The 17,637-nt window shown below is 66.4% G+C and carries 9 protein-coding genes and 1 tRNA gene; 8 read left to right on the top strand and 2 right to left on the bottom strand.

Annotated elements, in window-relative coordinates; genetic code table 11:
* Nucleotide 1 precedes the first annotated feature (1 nt).
* From F6J85_RS17115 to F6J85_RS17090, 6 genes are all read left to right on the top strand, one after another.
* Complete coding sequence (locus tag F6J85_RS17115; protein WP_191906678.1) at nt 2-1,150, top strand: restriction endonuclease subunit S; 1,149 nt, start codon at nt 2-4, stop codon at nt 1,148-1,150.
* 60 nt (nt 1,151-1,210) lie between these two features.
* The gene (locus tag F6J85_RS17110) at nt 1,211-1,867 is read left to right on the top strand and encodes a hypothetical protein (RefSeq protein ID WP_150926928.1); all 657 of its coding nucleotides are present in this window, start codon (nt 1,211-1,213) and stop codon (nt 1,865-1,867) included.
* 27 nt (nt 1,868-1,894) lie between these two features.
* A complete protein-coding gene (locus tag F6J85_RS17105; protein ID WP_150926926.1) occupies nt 1,895-3,085 on the top strand; it encodes a GTPase family protein in 1,191 nt (396 codons plus the stop codon).
* Complete coding sequence (locus F6J85_RS17100) at nt 3,082-6,264, top strand: type I restriction endonuclease subunit R (RefSeq protein WP_150926924.1); 3,183 nt, start codon at nt 3,082-3,084, stop codon at nt 6,262-6,264. Before F6J85_RS17105 ends, F6J85_RS17100 begins: the two co-directional genes overlap by 4 nt.
* 38 nt (nt 6,265-6,302) lie before the next feature.
* Complete coding sequence (locus tag F6J85_RS17095; protein WP_150926922.1) at nt 6,303-8,183, top strand: GumC domain-containing protein; 1,881 nt, start codon at nt 6,303-6,305, stop codon at nt 8,181-8,183.
* A gap of 101 nt (nt 8,184-8,284) precedes the next feature.
* Nucleotides 8,285-14,767 carry a DUF3320 domain-containing protein gene (locus tag F6J85_RS17090; protein WP_191906677.1) on the top strand — a complete coding sequence of 2,161 codons (6,483 nt, stop codon included), beginning with the start codon at nt 8,285-8,287 and terminating at the stop codon, nt 14,765-14,767.
* A gap of 58 nt (nt 14,768-14,825) precedes the next feature.
* Here the strand turns inward: F6J85_RS17090 and F6J85_RS17085 are convergent, their stop codons facing one another.
* Together F6J85_RS17085 and F6J85_RS17080 are read right to left on the bottom strand one after the other, a co-directional pair.
* On the bottom strand, nt 14,826-15,113 hold the full coding sequence (locus F6J85_RS17085) for a hypothetical protein (RefSeq protein ID WP_150926920.1): 288 nt from the start codon (nt 15,111-15,113) through the stop codon (nt 14,826-14,828).
* Nucleotides 15,114-15,377: 264 nt separating this feature from the next.
* Nucleotides 15,378-15,451, bottom strand: a tRNA-Gly gene (locus tag F6J85_RS17080).
* A 417-nt stretch (nt 15,452-15,868) separates the two neighbouring features.
* Between F6J85_RS17080 and dcd the strand changes: the two genes are divergently transcribed.
* Together dcd and F6J85_RS17070 are read left to right on the top strand one after the other, a co-directional pair.
* Complete coding sequence (gene dcd / locus F6J85_RS17075) at nt 15,869-16,474, top strand: dCTP deaminase (protein WP_150926918.1); 606 nt, start codon at nt 15,869-15,871, stop codon at nt 16,472-16,474.
* Between the two features lie 116 nt (nt 16,475-16,590).
* Complete coding sequence (locus tag F6J85_RS17070; RefSeq protein WP_150926916.1) at nt 16,591-17,619, top strand: zinc-dependent alcohol dehydrogenase; 1,029 nt, start codon at nt 16,591-16,593, stop codon at nt 17,617-17,619.
* Nucleotides 17,620-17,637: the final 18 nt, after the last annotated feature.

Below are 17,637 nucleotides of genomic sequence, written 5' to 3'. Positions count from 1 at the left end.
CGTGAGCTGGCTTGAAGACCTCGTGGCGGACGGCCAGGTCTCATACGGAATCGTCCAGCCCGGAGCCCATCAAAACGACGGAGTACCAATCGTCCGGGCGGGAGACGTCCGGGAGGGGCGCATCGACACAAGCCGGCCACTGCGGGTGGCGCCAGAGGTCTCCGCTCGGCACGATCGAACAGTGCTCGTTGGGGGAGAGTTGCTCTTTACGCTGGTGGGTTCGGTCGGCGAGACCGCGCTGGTCCCGAAGTCACTCGCGGGCTGGAACGTAGCGCGCGCTGTGGCGGTACTTCGGCCCATTGGCGTCGATGCGAGATGGTTGCATTACGCGCTCAACTCCCAGCCTGCGCGTCGGCAGATTAACTCGCTGCTCAACACGACGGTCCAGCCAACTCTCAATCTCGCGGATCTGAAACGCCTCACTCTTCCAGCGTCATCGCTCCAGGAGCAGCAGGCGATCGCCGAGGTGCTGGGCGCCCTCGACGACAAGATCGCCGCCAACACCGCCCTCATTTCACAGCTCGATGCGATCATGCACCTCACTTTCCGCGGGCTTGCCAAGGCGAGCGCAGCGCCCCTTTCGACTACTGCGGAGTTTGTGAACGGGAAGGCGTTCACCAAGGGTGCAAGCGGGTCAGGGCGCGTAGTCGTTCGAATTGCTGAGCTCAACGGAGGAATCAGCGGATCGACGGTCTATTCGGATGCGATCGTCGACGACAAACACGTTGCGCGTCCCGGTGACATCCTCTTTGCGTGGTCCGGCTCGTTGACGCTTCACCGGTGGTTCCGAGGAGAGGCAATCGTGAATCAGCACATCTTCAAGGTCATTCCGCGTGAGGGGTTCCCCACGTGGCTCGTCTACGAGCTGCTCCGGCACAAGCTCGCCGACTTCAAAGCGATTGCGGCGGACAAGGCGACGACGATGGGACACATTCAACGCCACCATCTGGACGAGGTTGTCGCGGTACCCGTTGCCTCTGAGGTGCAGCGCGTCGATGCGCTGATGAACGGACTCTGGGCGCGCGCGCTCGGAGCGGAGCGGGAGTCGCTGACCCTCGCCGAGACGCGCGACGCGCTGCTGCCGCAACTCATGTCAGGGAAGCTCCGGGTGCGCGACGCGGAGCGGATCGCGGTCGATGCCGGGCTCTGAGCACCTGGCGGGATAGATTCACATGGCTGCACCGACGCAGCATCCGGGGGGATGAAGAGTATGACCGCGACCACTGCGCGCGCACCGGCGACGACACGTTCTCCGCGCCCGGCGCGGCGGACGCCCATCTGGGCGAAGGCATTGCTGGTGGGCGCACTCTTCCTGCTCGTTGTGGGCGCCGGGTTCGCCGGCGTCAGCGTCGGCAAGTTCCTCGGCGCCGGAGAGCAACGTTCTGTGCAGGTCACGAAAGCCCTGACGACGGAGGAGCAGGTGATCCTCGTCACGTCGGGCATAACCGGTCTCGAGACGAAGCGCGACAACCAGGACTTCTTCGGGTGGTTCGACATCCCCTTCAGTGACCGGGAGATGTTCATCCAGTACGACTTCGACGCGAAGTTCGGCATCGAAGGTCAGGACGTGCGGATCGAGCCGACCGGCGACAAGCAGTACACCGTGTCGATCCCCGACTTCGTCTTCCTCGGTTACGAGAACCCCGAGTTCAGCGTGGCGACCGAGTCCAACGGGATCCTCAGCTGGACGACGCCGCAGATCGACACCATCGCCGCCGTCGAGGAGATCCTGACCGAGGAGGTCATCTCCGAGCACCTTGAGGGCGTCCGCCCGCTGCTCGAGGTGCAGGCGACGACGTTCTACGAGCGCATCGTCTCCAGCATTGACCCCGACGTCGTGCTCACCTTCGAGTTCGCCGCCAACTGAGCCTCACTGCAGAGGAACGAGAGAGCCATGACCACCGAACCGACAGCCAAGCCCACCGAGAGCACCCCGACACCCCCGCTCGACGAGAAACCCTTCCTAGACGCCCGCGCTGAGGCGAAGTCGCGCTACGGACGCTTCAACCTCGCCATCATCGGCAGCTCCGGGGTGGGCAAGTCCTCCCTTGTGAACGCGGTGTTCGGCCGCGATTGGGCGAAGGTCGGCACCGGGCTGCCGGTCACCCGTGGGGTGCAGTACTACCACGATGAGTCCCTCGGCATCTGGGACGTCGAAGGCTTCGAGATCGGGTCGAAGCTGTCGCCCGCGGTACAGCTGCGCGGCCACCTGAAGATCATCTCGGAAAGACCCGCGAACGAGCAGATCTCAGTCGTGTGGTACTGCGTCAACGCCTCCTCGGCAAGGCTGCAGCAGCCCGAGATCGACATGATCCGCGAACTCGATGCGCAGGGTCTGCCCGTGGTCCTCGTGCTCACCAAGGTTGACTGGACGAAGAACCCCATCACGGGAAAGCGCGACGTTGCGCACGCCCTGAAGGAGTTCGTCGAGTGGCTCGAACAGCCGGTCGACGAGCGTGGAGAGCCGCTCGCCATCCCGTATGAGCGGGTCATCCTGACCTCCACCACGGATCGGCATGGGAAAGGCAAGGGGCATGGACTCGGTGAGCTCGTTGCGGAGACCCTCGCCCTGTCGCCCGAGAACGATCAGGATGCCTTTCGCATCGCGCAGCGCCTCAACCTCCCCTGGAAGCGGGAGCTCGCCCGACCCGTCATCACAGCAGCCGCGACGGCCGCAGCTGCTGCAGCCGCGGTTCCGATTCCGGTGGCGGACGCCGTGGCGCTCGCGCCGATCCAGCTCGGAATGATGGGCCGGATCGCCGCGATCTACGACCTGGAGATGAAGACGATGATGTCGGCGGGGGCCATTGCTCAGCTGGGCGTGCAGTTCACCGGGCAGGCCCTGGCCAGGAGCGCCTTCAAGTTCATCCCGGGCGCCGGCAGCGTCATCGGAGCCTCCGTCGCCTTTGCGCTGACCGTGGCGACGGGCGAAGGCTGGATGCGTCTCTGCGAGCAGGTGCACACGGGCAAGCTCGATATCGCCAAGGTGTCCGAATCGTGGGGCGATTACGCTCCTGGATTCCTCGACATCATCCGCAAGATGACGATCGAAAAGGCCGCCGGTGGCGCGGGAGGCGGTCGGTGAGCACCCTGACCGAGGCCGATTGGGAGCAGGATGCGCTCGACCTCCTCGCCGAGCCGCTCGACTGGCGGCCGCTGCGTGGTGAGGACATCGCACCGGGCACCGGTGAGCGCGATACCTGGGACGACCTCCTCATCCGTCCTCGCCTGCTCGACGCGCTGCGCCGACTGAACCCGGGCGTCCCGGCGCACTACCTGCAACAGGCGGCGGCCGAGATCGCCTCGCCCACCTCGCAGGACGCGATCACCGAGAACCACCGCATCCATCAGTACCTCGTCGGCGGATACCCGATGAGCTACCTCGATGCCGAGGGCGTGGAGCACAGCCCGCGCCTGCGTGTGCTGAGCACTGATCCCGCCGAGAACGACTGGCTCGCCGTGAACCAGGTGACCCTCCGCCGGGGCGACCTGCACCGGCGGTTCGACATCGTGCTGTTCGTCAACGGGATGCCGCTGAGCATCCTCGAGCTGAAGCGTGCGGGGTCGGCATCCACCGGGGTCGCCCCTGCCCACGCGCAGCTGCAGACCTACCTGCGCGAGTTCGCGATGGCGTTCCGGTTCTGCGTGCTCACGCTCGCGAGCGACGGCCTGGATGCCAAGTACGGGACGCCGTTCACCCCGCTGAACCACTTCGCCCCGTGGAACGTCGACGACGACGGTGCGCCCCTCGCGCAACCGCGCTTCGAGGATGGCGCATCGGTCCAGCCCATCGACGACGCGCTCAACGGCCTTTACAACCAGGAGCGCTTCCTCCAGCTCGCCCGCAACTTCACCGCGTTCGACGAGAGTGCCGACGGGCTCACCAAGCGGATCGCCAAGCCGCACCAGTACTTTGCCGTCACGAAGGCCGTCGGCTCGACGGTGCAGGCGGTCGAGACCAACGGCAAGGCCGGCGTCGTGTGGCACACGCAGGGGTCGGGCAAGTCCATGGAGATGGAGCTGTACACGAACCTCGTGTCGCGGCATCCGAAGCTCAAGAACCCCACGGTCATCGTCGTCACCGACCGCACCGAGCTCGACGGGCAGCTGTTCCAGACCTTCGACCAGAGTCTGCTGCTCGCGGAGAAGCCCGTGCAGGTGCGCGAGCGCGCCCAGTTGCGTGACGAGCTGAGCAATCGCATCACGGGCGGCATCTACTTCACCACGCTGCAGAAGTTCGGCCTGACCGAGTCCGAGAAGCTGGCCGGCAGGCAGCATCCGCTCCTCACCGACCGCCGCAACGTGATCGTCGTCGTCGACGAGGCGCACCGCAGTCACTACGACGATCTCGACGGCTACGCGCGACACCTGCGCGACGCGCTGCCGAACGCGACGCTCATCGCCTTCACGGGCACGCCGATCTCGTTCGCCGAGCGCGACACCCGCGCCGTCTTCGGCGATTACATCGACATCTACGACCTCAGCCGCGCCGTCGAGGACGGGGCGACCGTCCCGGTGTACTTCGAGCCGCGGCTCATCAAGGTGTCGTTCGCCGACGGGGTGGCGCAGGAGGACATCGACCGCGTCGCCGACGAGGTCACAGTCGGCCTCGACGACACCGAGCGGGCGCGGCTGGAGGCCTCCGTCGCCGTTGTGAACGCGGTCTACGGCGCACCGGAGCGCATCGAGGCGCTCGCCGCCGATCTGGTGCGGCACTGGGAGGAACGCCGCGAGCGCATGAAGGAGTTCGTGCAGTCGCCGGGCAAGGCGCTCATCGTGGGCGGCACCCGCGAGATCTGCGCGCGGCTCTACGACGCGATCATCGCGCTCCGCCCCGACTGGCACTCCGACGCACTGGATGCCGGACGGGTCAAGGTCGTCTACTCCGGATCGGCGACCGACCAGCCGCCGGTGAGCGACCACGTGCGCCGCAACTCGGAGAACAAGGCCATCAAGGCGCGGCTGAAGGATGCCGATGACAAGCTCGAACTGGTGATCGTCAAGGACATGATGCTCACCGGGTTCGACGCGCCGCCCCTGCACACGCTCTACCTCGATCGGCCGCTGAAGGGCGCGTTGCTCATGCAGACGCTGGCGCGCGTGAACCGGACGTTCCGCGGCAAGCAGGACGGCCTGCTTGTGGCGTACGCGCCGCTCGCCGACAACCTCGCTCAGGCCCTCTCCGAGTACACGGCCACGGACCAGGCGAACATGCCGGTGGGTCGGGACGTCGATGAGGCGGTCGCCATCGCCACGGAACTCGTGGCGCAGATCCGCGAGATGCTCGCCGACTGCGACTGGCGGGCGACCGCTGCGAAGGGCGGCTCCCGCGCGTGGCGGGACGCGGCCACCCAGACGACGGACTTCCTGCGCAAGCCAACGAACCCGCTCAATGCTGAAGAGCTCGGGCCGGAGCGACTCTCGTCGCGGTTCCGGTCGGCGGCCGCGCGGCTGGCGCGGGCGTGGGCCCTGGCATCCGGCCGTGACGGACTCGCGGAGCTGCACGACGAGATCGCCTTCTACGAAGAAGTGCGCGTGTGGATGGCGAAGTACGACGCCGCCGATCGGCAGGCGCGGGACGAGCCGATCCCCGAGGAGATCTCGCGGCTGCTGAGCTCCCTGGTCGCCGATTCGATCGCGCCGGGGGATGTGCTCGACATCTACGAGGCGGCCGGCCTGCCGCGTCTCGCCCTCGACGACTTGGGGCCGGAGTATCTCGCGAAGGCGCAGTCGGCGCCCAACCCGCACCTCGCCATCGAGGCGCTGCGGAAGTCGCTGGCCGACGCCGGCTCTACGGTCACGCACGGGAACATCGTCCGCCAGCGGGCGTTTTCGGAGCGGATCGCCGAGATCATGAACCGCTACACGAACCAGCAGCTCACCTCGGCCGAGGTCATCGCCGAGCTCGTCGAACTCGCCAAGGATGTCGCCGCGGAGGCATCCCGCGGTTCGCACTTCTCGCCGCCGCTGTCGAACGACGAGCTCGCCTTCTACGACGCCGTCGCCGCGAACGAGTCGGCCGTCGACGTGCACGGCGACGACGTGCTGGCGGAGATCGCGCGAGAGCTCGTGGCCGTGATGCGACGCGACGTGCGCACCGACTGGACCGTGCGCGACGACGTTCGGGCGAAGCTGCGGTCGTCGATCAAGCGGCTGCTCGTGAAGTACAAGTACCCGCCCGACAAGCAGCCAGAGGCGATCAAGCTCGTGATGGAACAGATGGAAGCGATGGCGCCGCGTTACGCGGACGAGCGTGGGCGGTAGGCGGGGCCCTCGCCTGCAGACACATTGGGGGACGTGAAGTGGCAATTGGATATCGCGCAATCCTGTGTCTGGCACCAGATGAGGACGCGGTTGCGGTCGCGGAATCACAACTTCGGTCGTGGCTCAGCGAGAAGAAGAACCGCAGGAGCAGCGCGGCGGAGCTGGCCGACTGGGATGGGCCGGGGGTGCATGATCTCGGTGGTGGCTCAGAACTTGTGGTCGTGCATGCAGCGGAGAGTCTCGACCAGAGTCGGAGGAGGCTCTATCGTCTCCGCGAGCAGAACCGGCATGGAGTTTGGACGGTGTCCCTCTATGCGATCTCAGCCCCGCAGGCGCGCCGCTATACACAGTCGCTAGTGATCGAAGCCGGTGTCGACGACGTCCCCACCCCAACGGCAGTCACAAGGGTGGACACGCCTCGGCTCGCGCGGCAGATTCTCGAAACCACCAACACGAGGGACGGGGACACCCCTCTATACGGGGTTCCCCTGGTGATCCGTTCCTCTGACATCGAAGAAGTGTGGCAGTCGATCGTGGATCCGGCACGAACCGCCAGCGTCATCGTCGCGCCGGCTCTGGATGGAGCGCATCTAGATCGTTGGCGCCAGATCGTCACCAGTCTGACGAAGCAGAGCGTGGGAGTGGCAACCACGTTCGTGATGGATCCAGAGGCGACGGAGCTCCTAGCGATGCGTCTACCGCCGTCACATCGCGTTGAGCGAGGTGTCGTTCGTACCTTCGCGCCGCAAGTGGACCTCGACTCGGCCGCGGACTCGATCCGACATCGGATGCTCGGTCCCGCCACATTGGCGCGTGCCATCGACGGGACCCGCGTGGCGACCCCGCTCGTGAACAGGCACGCGGAATCGACACGCCTTCGCTTCATCCAGCGGGACCTTCCCCCAGATGTGCGTCGCTCCCTCGAAATTCTGGCCCGCGCCGATCTCGTCAGTGAGCGTGCTCAGGAAGTCCGCCGGCGGATCGCCCAACCGACCCCGTCGTCGGTGCCGGAGCCAACTCTTGACGAAGTTCCATCGTCCCTGGAACGAAACCGGGAAGCAGCCATCGAGCCCGGGTTGATGACCCGGCTCAGGGCGCTGCTGAAGCGGTGGATCGGCTCCGAAAAGGTGAGTGAGGTGGCCGTCGAGAGACTAGACAGTCTGCTCACAGCATCCGCAGCGGAGCTATCCGTTGCCACCGAGCAAATCGACGGTGCCATCGCCGACATCGAGATGAAGGACGCCGAGCTTCGTGAGCTCCGGTCCAGCGCCGAGGAGCTTTCGTTCGACCTCGCTGTCTCGGACGAGCAACTTCGGAGTCTCGAGCGTGAAGTGCAGATTCTCCGACGTCGCCTCGTCGAGGCTGATCTGGCTACACAAACGCACGTGGAGCCGGTCGAGTCGATCTGGAACCCGCCATACGACATCGCGGAACTCATCGCACGTATTACGCCTGGAGACGAGGCGCACCTAGCGGTTTCCCGCGTCGTGTTCACCGGAGATGTCGACAGGGCACTGGAGATCGACGTGCGAGAGAAGACCCCGCGGTACGCGTATGCGTTCTGGGACTACATCCATGTCCTGTACGACTATGCGGAAGGAAAGGTCGATGGGAGGATCACGAGCGGGCTGCATGCGTATCTCAAAGCGGACGCGCTCGACGGGCATAAGTGCCCGCCCGATCGACATGCCCCCACTGAAAGCGATTCCGTGCTGAATCGCCCGGAGTGGCGTGCGGAGCGAGTGCTTCCGGTCCCGCAGGAGGTATCGAACACTGGCAAGGTGCTGATGGACGCGCACTTCAAGCCAACGTGGCGGGATTCGTTCGCACCACGCATGCATTACTTCGATGACACAGCACGCACCGGCAAGATCTACATCGGCTACATCGGTCGTCACCTGAAGAACACGAAGAGCTAGACAGTCGGTGGGCGGAGCGAGGGTAATACGACGGTTCAGCGACTGCTGGGCCGCGGGGCCGGGACCGGGGATGGCTGTGCATAGATTCAACGAGGAGCGCGATGTCCGCATTTGATGCACGAGCGCAGATCGAGAAGGCGCTCATCATCCTGAGCGATGGGCTGGAGCCGCACGTTGCTTCGCGGTTCCACGAGCTCGCGCCCTCGGTCGCGGACTGGACAGACATCATCCGACACAAGGACAACCAGGCCGGACGTGCATACGCCCGCTACAACCCCAGGGACCTTTCGTTGATCCTTCGGGCGTTCACCGAATCGTTCGGCTCCATCGGGTACCCGTTTGCAAGCCTCCTCAACCGGCAGGCCCAAAACTGTGCGAGCGAACTTCGCAATGTGCGGAACAAGCGGGCGCACAACGAGGAGTTCTCGACCGCTGAAACCTATCGCGCACTCGACTGTGCGGAGATTCTCCTGCGCGCGCTCCAAGCTGGTGAGCCGGCCGGCCGGATGGACGAGCTCAAGACGGCGGTCATCGCTGCCATGGCAGCCGAGAGCCGAGTCTCCTTCGGGGGCCAACAGAGCCAAGTCGAGGCGACGACCGGCGACGTTCGGGGCTCAGGCGAGGACGCCCACGCATCGAAGTCAGACGTCGACCCCCCGGTTTTCGCGGAGCTTATTCCGATGGTTCCCCGCGCGACCGCGCACATCTCAGTGAGCTCACTGCCTATCCTCAGCTACGCACACGCCCGCAACTCGATCGCGATCGTCGACGAAGTAACGATCGACTATCGGGGCGAGGAGATGCGCGGAGCCTCGGTCGAGGTCGAAGCGATCTGCAGGCTTGGATCACTTGGCGACCCGAAGGTGGTCATCGTCGATCTCGACGGGACACGACCGGTCACGCTACGGAATGCCGATCTCGTGCTCGATCCCGCACGCATGCTCACCGTGGAACATCCGACGCAGGGGGTCGTTCGGGTGACCCTTCGTGATGCAGCGGGTGCCGTCATCACGTACCAGGACGCGGAGGTGGAAGTCCTCGCCGCCAACCAGTGGCGTGCCAACCCGCCGCAGCTCGGTGTCGAGCTGCTCGCCTCCTTCGTGCAGCCGAACTCGCCCGCCATCGCGCCGCTCCTGGTCCAAGCATCCGACCTGCTGCAGGCGAAGACGGGGAACCCGGATCTCGACGGTTACCAGCAGGTCTCCCGCGAGCGGGTGGACGCGATCGTCGAGGCCATCTACGAAAGCATGCGGGCTCGAGACATCCGTTACGCGGAGCCTCCCGCCAGCTGGGGACTCGAGGGGCAGAAGGTGCGCACCCCCGCTGAGGTTCTCGAGGGCCGTCTCGGTACCTGTCTCGACACGACTGTCACGCTTGCGGCGGCGCTCGAAGAAGCCGGAATCAACTCGACGCTGTGGTTGACCTCCGGGCACATCTTCCTCGGATACTGGCGAGACGACGCGAGCCTTGACGGGCCTGCTCAGATGGATGCTGCAGAAGCAGTCAACTACGTTGGCATCGGCCAGATCGAAGTCGTCGAGACGACGTTCTTGACCGGGGGAGCGACCTCGAAGCCCTTTGCGGACGCCCGGCGCCATCACCACACGACGACGCTCGCTGGCGACGCTTCAGCAGTGCTCGGGATCACCGACGTCAAGCAGGCGCGCTTGGCCCGCATCTACCCGCTGCCGAGCCGGGTGGTGGGTGAGGCCGGTGACGTGCAGGTGGTCGAGTATGCCATCGCGCCGACGCCGGCAGCGCTGCACTACACCCCATCAGCCGACGCGATAGCGGGCGGCGTGGCACGAGACGTACCCCCTCGCGTTGCACAGTGGAAGAACGCGCTTCTCGACCTCAGCTTGCGGAACAGGCTCATCAACTACGGCGACAAGTCCGGTTACCCCGTCGCCGTCCCGCAGCCGTCGCTGGCCGCGTTCGAAGACATGGTCAACAACGGCACCGCGGTCACGCTCGTGCCCAACGATCGCATCCCCACGGTCGACGGCAGTCGCGGCATCCGATACGGGCAGGACCTTCCGGAGACTGCGCGCGCAGGGATGCTCGCCGAACGGAAGCAGGTCTTCGTCGGGGTTACAGAAGCGACCTACGTCCCCAGACTGCGCGCGCTCGCGTACAAGGCGCGGACGATCGTTGAGGAAACCGGCGCCAACAACCTGTATCTGGCGTTCGGGATGCTCCGCTGGACGTTCAACGACCGCGAACTCCGCTCCCCGCTCGTGCTCATCCCGGTGACCCTCGAGTCGGTCGGCGGTGGCAAGACCTTCCGTCTCAGAGTTGACGAAGCAGGGGAATCCACCCCGAACTACTGTCTCCTTGAGAAACTCCGGTTGAGCTTCGGGCTCATCATCCCGGGCCTCGCGAACCCGGCGAAGGACGAGTCGGGAATCGACCTCCCCGCAGCGTTCGCCGCGACGCGGCAGGCGCTCGCGGCCGCCCGGCTCTCATTCACGGTCGAAGACACGGTGGATCTCTCGATCCTGCAGTTCGCGAAGTATCGACTCTGGAAAGACCTCGACGAGAACTGGACGGAGTTCGCTGGCAACCCTCTCGTCAACCACCTCATCCAAACCCCGACCGCCGAGTTCGTCGATCCTGTTCCGGAGCAGCCCGACGTCGATCTCGACGCGCTCAGCAACGCCGTCCCCGTACCGGCGGATTCGTCGCAGCTGCAAGCGGTTGCCGAGGCTGAAGCGGGCCGCACGTTCGTTCTCGAGGGGCCGCCAGGAACCGGGAAATCGCAGACGATCACCAACTTGCTGGCGCATTCCCTCGCGAACGGCAAGCGCGTGCTGTTCGTCGCTGAGAAGCGGGCGGCCCTCGACGTCGTCAAGAGCAGGCTGGACGCGGTGGGGCTCGGCCCCTTCTCGCTCGACCTGCACGACAAGGGGGCACGGCCCGCGGCCATGCGGGCTCAGATCCGCGCCGCGATCGATGCCGTCGCCCGACCGGATGGAGCCGCACTCAAAGCAGACAGGGAGACAGCGGCGACCAGTCGCGGATCGCTCAAGCGCTACGCCCAGCGACTGCACGAACCTAATGCCGCTGGCCTCTCGATGTACTCCGCGCGTGCGCAACTGCTCGCGTCGGCCGGAGGTATCGAGGCGCTAGCGATCCCCGCGACGCTCGTCGCGGCAACGTCTGAAGAGCAATTCGAAAGCCTGCGTGACACCCTGCGCACGCTTCCCGAGACGGCAGATCTCGCTCACCCCGCTCCGCTGCATCCGTGGGGCTTCGTGACGGCGACGGCGGTCAACCCGATCGATACAAAGGCGCTCCACTCCGCCGCGCGTGAGTTCGACGCTGCCCTCTCCGACGTCCTTGCTCGTCAAGCTGATATGGAGCTGCTGACCCACGCATCGACACCGGCTCATCTCGATCGCTGGGCTTCACTGGCGAAGGCGCCGCGGTACCCGCTCGACGCCATCGACGATGTCCACGCCCGCAACACGGCTGGAGAGATCACCGCCCTGCAGGGACGGCTCAACGCGAGCAACGTCGAGCGCACTTGGTTCGCATCGGTAGGACCCGAAGCGCTCGATGGGGATGTCCGTGCGGTGTATCAATCGGCGGTCGCAGCCGACGCTTCGGGGTTCTTCGGTCGCCGCAAGCGGCAGCGCGCGGCGCTCGCCGGGTTCGGCCCGGCGCTGCGAACCGACGCCCGGAGCTTCCCCGCCCGCGAGGTGACACCGCTGACAGCCGAGGTCGTCCGGGCCGCAGACGAGGTCGACTCGCTCCGCTCCGCGCTGTCCGCACTTCCGCTCCCACTGGTTTCGCCCCAATGGAACCCGTACCTTCGCGAGGGTATTGAGCATGCGAAGACCACTCTCGAGTGGGCTGCGTGGCTGGGCTCTCAGCTGGCGGCAGGCGGGGATAGCGCCGAGCTTCGATCTGCGCTCCGCAGGTACTACTCGGGGACTCCCGCTGATCCAGACCTCGCAGCAGCACTCGGCCGGCTGGCGACGGCATGGCGCGCTCTCGCGGGTACGAGTGGCATCGCGGATTCCCTGGCCGATGGTGCGGGGGTCTTCTCCGCTTGGGCCGGTGACAAGCCGTTCTTCGAAGCGTGGCGAGTCACCGCAGGCGCCCGCAATCTCGTGACGACGGAGCCGGTCTCCCTCGACCGGTGGATCGCTTTCCAACGTAATCTTGAACCCCTGCTTCGCTTCGGTTTGTCGGACGCCCATGCCGCGCTCCTCACGGGCGCGGTCCCCGCGGATCTCGCCACGCTCGCATTCGACAAGGGCATCGCTCTGGCCTCCATTGCGGAACGCGCAGACTCGCAGGCGATGGCCGCTTTCGACGTTCACGCTCATAACCGATCCATCGACCGGTTCACGTCGAGTGCTGCAGCCATCCGCAATGCTCTGCCCAAGTGGATTCCAGCCGAGATCATGGCGAGGCGTCGGATCGACCCCGCCTACGAGGGCGGAATGATGGGTGAGCTGAAGCGCCAGCTAGCCCGGCAACGCGGCGGCATGAGCGTCCGCTCGCTCTTCAAGCACTATGGCGACCTCATCACGCAGATCGCGCCTTGTGTCCTCATGAGCCCCGAATCGGTGGCCCGTTTCTTCCCCGCGAAGGCGAAGATGTTCGACATCGTCGTCTTCGATGAAGCCTCCCAGATCCGAGTGGCGGATGCGGTGGGGGCGATGGGCCGCGGGGCATCGGTCGTGGTCGTCGGGGACAGCAAGCAGATGCCGCCCTCCAGCTTCGCCGAGGCGAGCGGCGACATCGATGCCGATGCTTCTTCCGTCGCCGACACTGTTGCAGACGAGGAGTCAATTCTGACCGAGTGCGTGCAGGCACGCGTCCCGCGTCAGTGGCTGTCGTGGCATTACCGCAGCCAGGACGAGGCGCTCATCACCTTCAGCAACCATGCGTACTACGACAGTCGGCTCTCATCGTTCCCCGCGCCGTGGCCTGTGACTGGATCCGCTGGCAACACTGACCACGGGATTTCCCTCGTTCGAGTCGACGGGCGGTTCAACCGTTCCGGGCGAGGGAAGGAACTTCGGACAAACCGCGCTGAGGCTGAAGCGATCGTTCGGGAAGTCGCGCAGCGTTTCAACGCGTCTAAGGATGAGACGCCATCACTCGGAATCATCACCTTCAACGCTCAACAGCGCGCGCTGATCGAGACCCTCCTCCGAGAGGCGCCGGACGCCAGGATCGCACAGGCGCTCGATGAAAGAGACGGCCTCTTCGTGAAGAACCTCGAGAACGTGCAGGGCGATGAACGTGACACGATTCTGTTCTCCGTCGCCTTCAGCGCGAACGACCGGGGCATCATCCCGCTCAACTTCGGGCCGCTGTCCCGCGCCGGCGGAGAACGGCGACTCAACGTCGCGATCACCCGTGCCCGCCGCCAAGTGATCCTGTTCGCAAGCTTCGACCCGTCCGAGCTGCGTGCCGAAGAGACGGCGTCTGTCGGAATCAAACACCTGAAGGGATACCTGGAGCTCGCCGGATCCGGCGTCGAATCGACAACGGACAGCGCACATCGAGAACGCCTGATCGACCGTCATCGAGACGAGATCGCCGACGAACTGCGCTACCGGGGGTTCGCGGTTCAAACCGATATCGGGCTGTCGGAGTTCCGGGTCGACATCTCGATCGCCGACGCGGCCGAGCCTGATCAGCCTCTTGTCGCGGTCCTTCTCGACGGTGAGAGCTGGCGTGCGCGCCGCACCGTCGCAGACCGGGACGGGCTCCCCGTCGAGGTGTTGAAGGGACTCATGAAGTGGCCCGGCGTCGAACGGGTGTGGCTCCCGGAGTGGCTCCAACAGCGGGACGAAACGCTCGCGCGTCTGACGACCGCCGTGGTGAACGCGGGCGCAACTCTGAGAAGGGCGAAGACTGCGGCGCCCACTCCCGCGTCGTCCACAGTGATTCGCCCGGCAGAGTCTTCCATCCCGGCGCATGCAGAGGATCCGATGACGCTCCGCGCGAAGCCCACTCAGGTCGCAAGTGGGCCCACAGGAGCCGTACTCCGGCATCCTCGCCTGCGCCAATACACCGAGTGGGAACCCAAGCGATTCGGGACCAAGGAGACACTCGACCGCTTGCCGGGCGCAGTCGCCGCAGACCAGGTGCGCTCTGTCCTGGGGGAGATCATTCAGAAGGAGGGGCCCATCCACAAGACGCGGCTCGCCCGCCTTGCGGCGGAATCCTTCGGCTTGAATCGCCTCGCCCCAGCACGTGCAGAGGCGATCCTTCGATGCCTGCCTCCCGAGTATGTGCGCCTCTCTGATCAGTGGTGCGCTTGGCCAGCGGGTATTGATCCGCTCGCTTGGCGCGATGTCCGCCGCAGCCAGCCGGGCGACGGGCGAAACCTGGACCATGTGCCTCTCGTGGAGATCGCGAACGCGATGGCTGTGGTGGCCGAGTTGGGTGGCGGTATGAGCGAGGATGAGCTCAAGCGACAGGCGCTGGCGCTATTTGGTGGCAAGCGCCTTACAGAGGGCGTCTCAGCGCGTCTGGCTGCGGGCCTACAGCGGGGACTCGACACCGGGCGGATCGAGCGTGACGAGCGAGGGATGTTCCGGGCCGTCCACGGACTCTAGCGGGCTGGCGAACTGAGTTTCGGGAGGCGGGCTTGGGGCAGCTCCGGCAGTTGTTCGCTTAGCCATCTTCCAGGGGGACTACGTCGTACGACCCGTCCTGGTTCTGAGCGAGCCGGCCACCGAACGCGGCGAAGAGCGCGTGTGTCATCCGTTCATTGGGCGCCAAGTTCCGGTGCGTATCGAGCGCGGCCACCGCACGGGTCACGGACTCGTCGTTTGTCGCGTTCGTGATGACGGTTTCCACTCCGACGCGGACACCCGTGTCAAAGCGCTGTATTGCTTCTGCCTCGGAGATCGCTCGACGGGTCATGCTGTCCACGAGATCGCGAATCGTCCGATAGCTCACGCCGTGAGCGTAGTGCGGAGCGGGTCGTCATGTTAGCGAACCCGCAGGTTGACTCGGTTATGGCGGAATCATCCGTAGACATCGCCGCGACATCTAGCCGGACGAGGCGAGGCGACGCGGCGTGGATTTGTCTCAGGAACCGCGAGAAAGTCTCATCCTGCTTGAGAACTCACACTAAGGATCCCAGCCCGGGGGCCCAGGAGGCCCGGAGCCCTCAGTCCGAGGTAACTCTGGAAAGTCCGGTTTACCTCTGGAAGTGACAGATGGAGGGGCTGACGGGAATCGAACCCGCGCTATCTGCTTGGGAAGCAGAAGTTCTGCCATTGAACTACAGCCCCGCGGCCTTTCGGCGCCTCGCCAGCATAACAGCGGATCCACGTCGTCCCACCGCGAGACTGCATCCTGCTGACGAGACCGCGACATGATGTCGCGGTCTCGCCGGTGGTGTGCGGTCTCGCGGTGGGGGCGGGGGTCGGGGCGCGGCACGCGGTCGGGACGGCGGCACGCGGTCGGGGCGGGGGCACGCGGTCGGGGCGGGGGCACGCGGTCGGGGCGGGGCACGCCGGACGACGCGGGCGGACGGACGCGGGCGGACGGCGGCGGCGTGCGGACGGACGGCGGCGGCGCGCGGGCGGACGGACGGCGGCGGCGGCGGGCGGACGGACGGCGGGCGCGCGCGGGCGGCGCGGACGCGGCGGGCGCACGCGAGGCGGACGGGCGCGCGGGGCGGGGGCGGGCGGCCCTAGGCTGGGCGCGTGCTGCTCTCCGACCGTGACATCATCCGCGAACTCGACTCCGGACGGATCGGACTCGCCCCATCCGACGGCGCCATGGTGCAGCCGTCCAGCGTCGACGTGCGCCTGGACCGCTACTTCCGCCTCTTCGACAACCACAAGTACCCCTTCATCGACCCGGCCGAGGACCAGCCCGAGCTCACGCGCCTCATCGAGGTCGCCCCGGACGAGCCGTTCATCCTGCACCCGGGCGAGTTCGCGCTCGGATCGACGTACGAGCAGATCACGCTGCCCGACGACGTCGCCGCGCGCCTGGAGGGGAAGTCGTCCCTCGGCCGGCTCGGACTCCTCACGCACTCGACCGCCGGATTCATCGACCCCGGTTTCTCCGGCCACGTCACCCTCGAGCTCTCCAACGTCGCGACGCTGCCCATCAAGCTGTGGCCGGGCATGAAGATCGGCCAGCTGTGCTTCTTCCGGCTGTCCTCGCCCGCCGAGAACCCCTACGGCTCGGGACCGTACGGCAACCGGTACCAGGGCCAGCGCGGGCCGACCGCATCCCGGTCGTTCATGAACTTCCACCGCACCGACGTCGGCGTGAGCGACGCCGGATCGCGCGGGCGCTGAGCCCGACGGCGTCTTCGGCGCGGGCGGGACCAAAGACTCCTGTCCGCTGACGGGATGCGGCGCACACTGGCACTGCTGTGGCACCGGTCGCAGCCGAAGACGTCAGGAGAACCGCCATGGAGGCCGCAGTCGTCTCATCCTTCACTTCGCCCGTCACGGTCGAGGACATCCCCATCCCCGAACCCGGTCCCGGGCAGGTGCTCGTCCACATCGAGACCTGCGGACTGTGTCACACCGACATCCACGCGGCGCACGGCGACTGGCCGGTCAAGCCCGGGCTGCCGTTCACGCCCGGTCATGAGGGCATCGGCAGCGTCGAGAAGCACGGCCCCGGCGTGGAATCCCCGCCCATCGGCCAGCGCGTCGCGCTCGCGTGGCTGGGCAGCGCGTGCGGATCGTGCCGGTACTGCGAGACCGGCCGGGAGAACCTGTGCGAGTCGCAGGAGAACACCGGCTACTCCATCGACGGCGGGTGGGCGGAGTACGCCGTGGCGGATGCCCGCTTCGCCGTGCCGGTGCCCGACGAGGTGTCGTCGCTGGATGCCGCGCCGCTCGCGTGCGCGGGTGTGACGACGTACGCGGCCATCAAGAACGCGCACGTCGTCCCCTCCGAGCGGGTGGCGATCGTGGGCATCGGCGGTCTCGGACACCTCGCGGTGCAGTACGCGCGTCTGGTCGGCGCCGAGGTCATCGCCGTCGACGTGTCCGACGAGAAGCTGCAGCTGGCGAAGGAGCTCGGCGCCGACCACGTGGTCAACGCCGCCACCCAGGATCAGGCCGAGGCGATCCAGGCCCTCGGCGGGGCGGATGTCGTGATCGTCCTCGCCGTCGCGCAGTCGGTGTTCGACCAGTCGTTCCGCAGCCTCAATCGCGGCGGCCGGATGGTGCTCGTCTCGCTGCCCGAGGGCACCACGCTCACCGTGCCGGTCTTCGACACCGTGCTCAAGGGCATCCAGATCATCGGATCGATCGTCGGGACCCGGCAGGACCTGCACGAGGTCTTCCGACTGCACGCGCTGGGTCGCACCCGCGTGATCGCCGAGACGCGGCGGCTCGCGGATGCGGCCGAGTCGATCGAGGAAGTGCTGCGAGGTTCCGTCCCGGCACGGCTCGTGTTCGACCTGACCGGCGGCGCCTCCGCGTAGCGCTCGACGCACACCGGC

The sequence above is a fragment of the Microbacterium lushaniae genome (assembly GCF_008727775.1).
GTDB lineage: Bacteria > Actinomycetota > Actinomycetes > Actinomycetales > Microbacteriaceae > Microbacterium > Microbacterium lushaniae.
The sequence above is the reverse complement of the archived record's forward strand: the minus strand, read 5'-3'. Positions and strand labels throughout refer to the sequence as shown.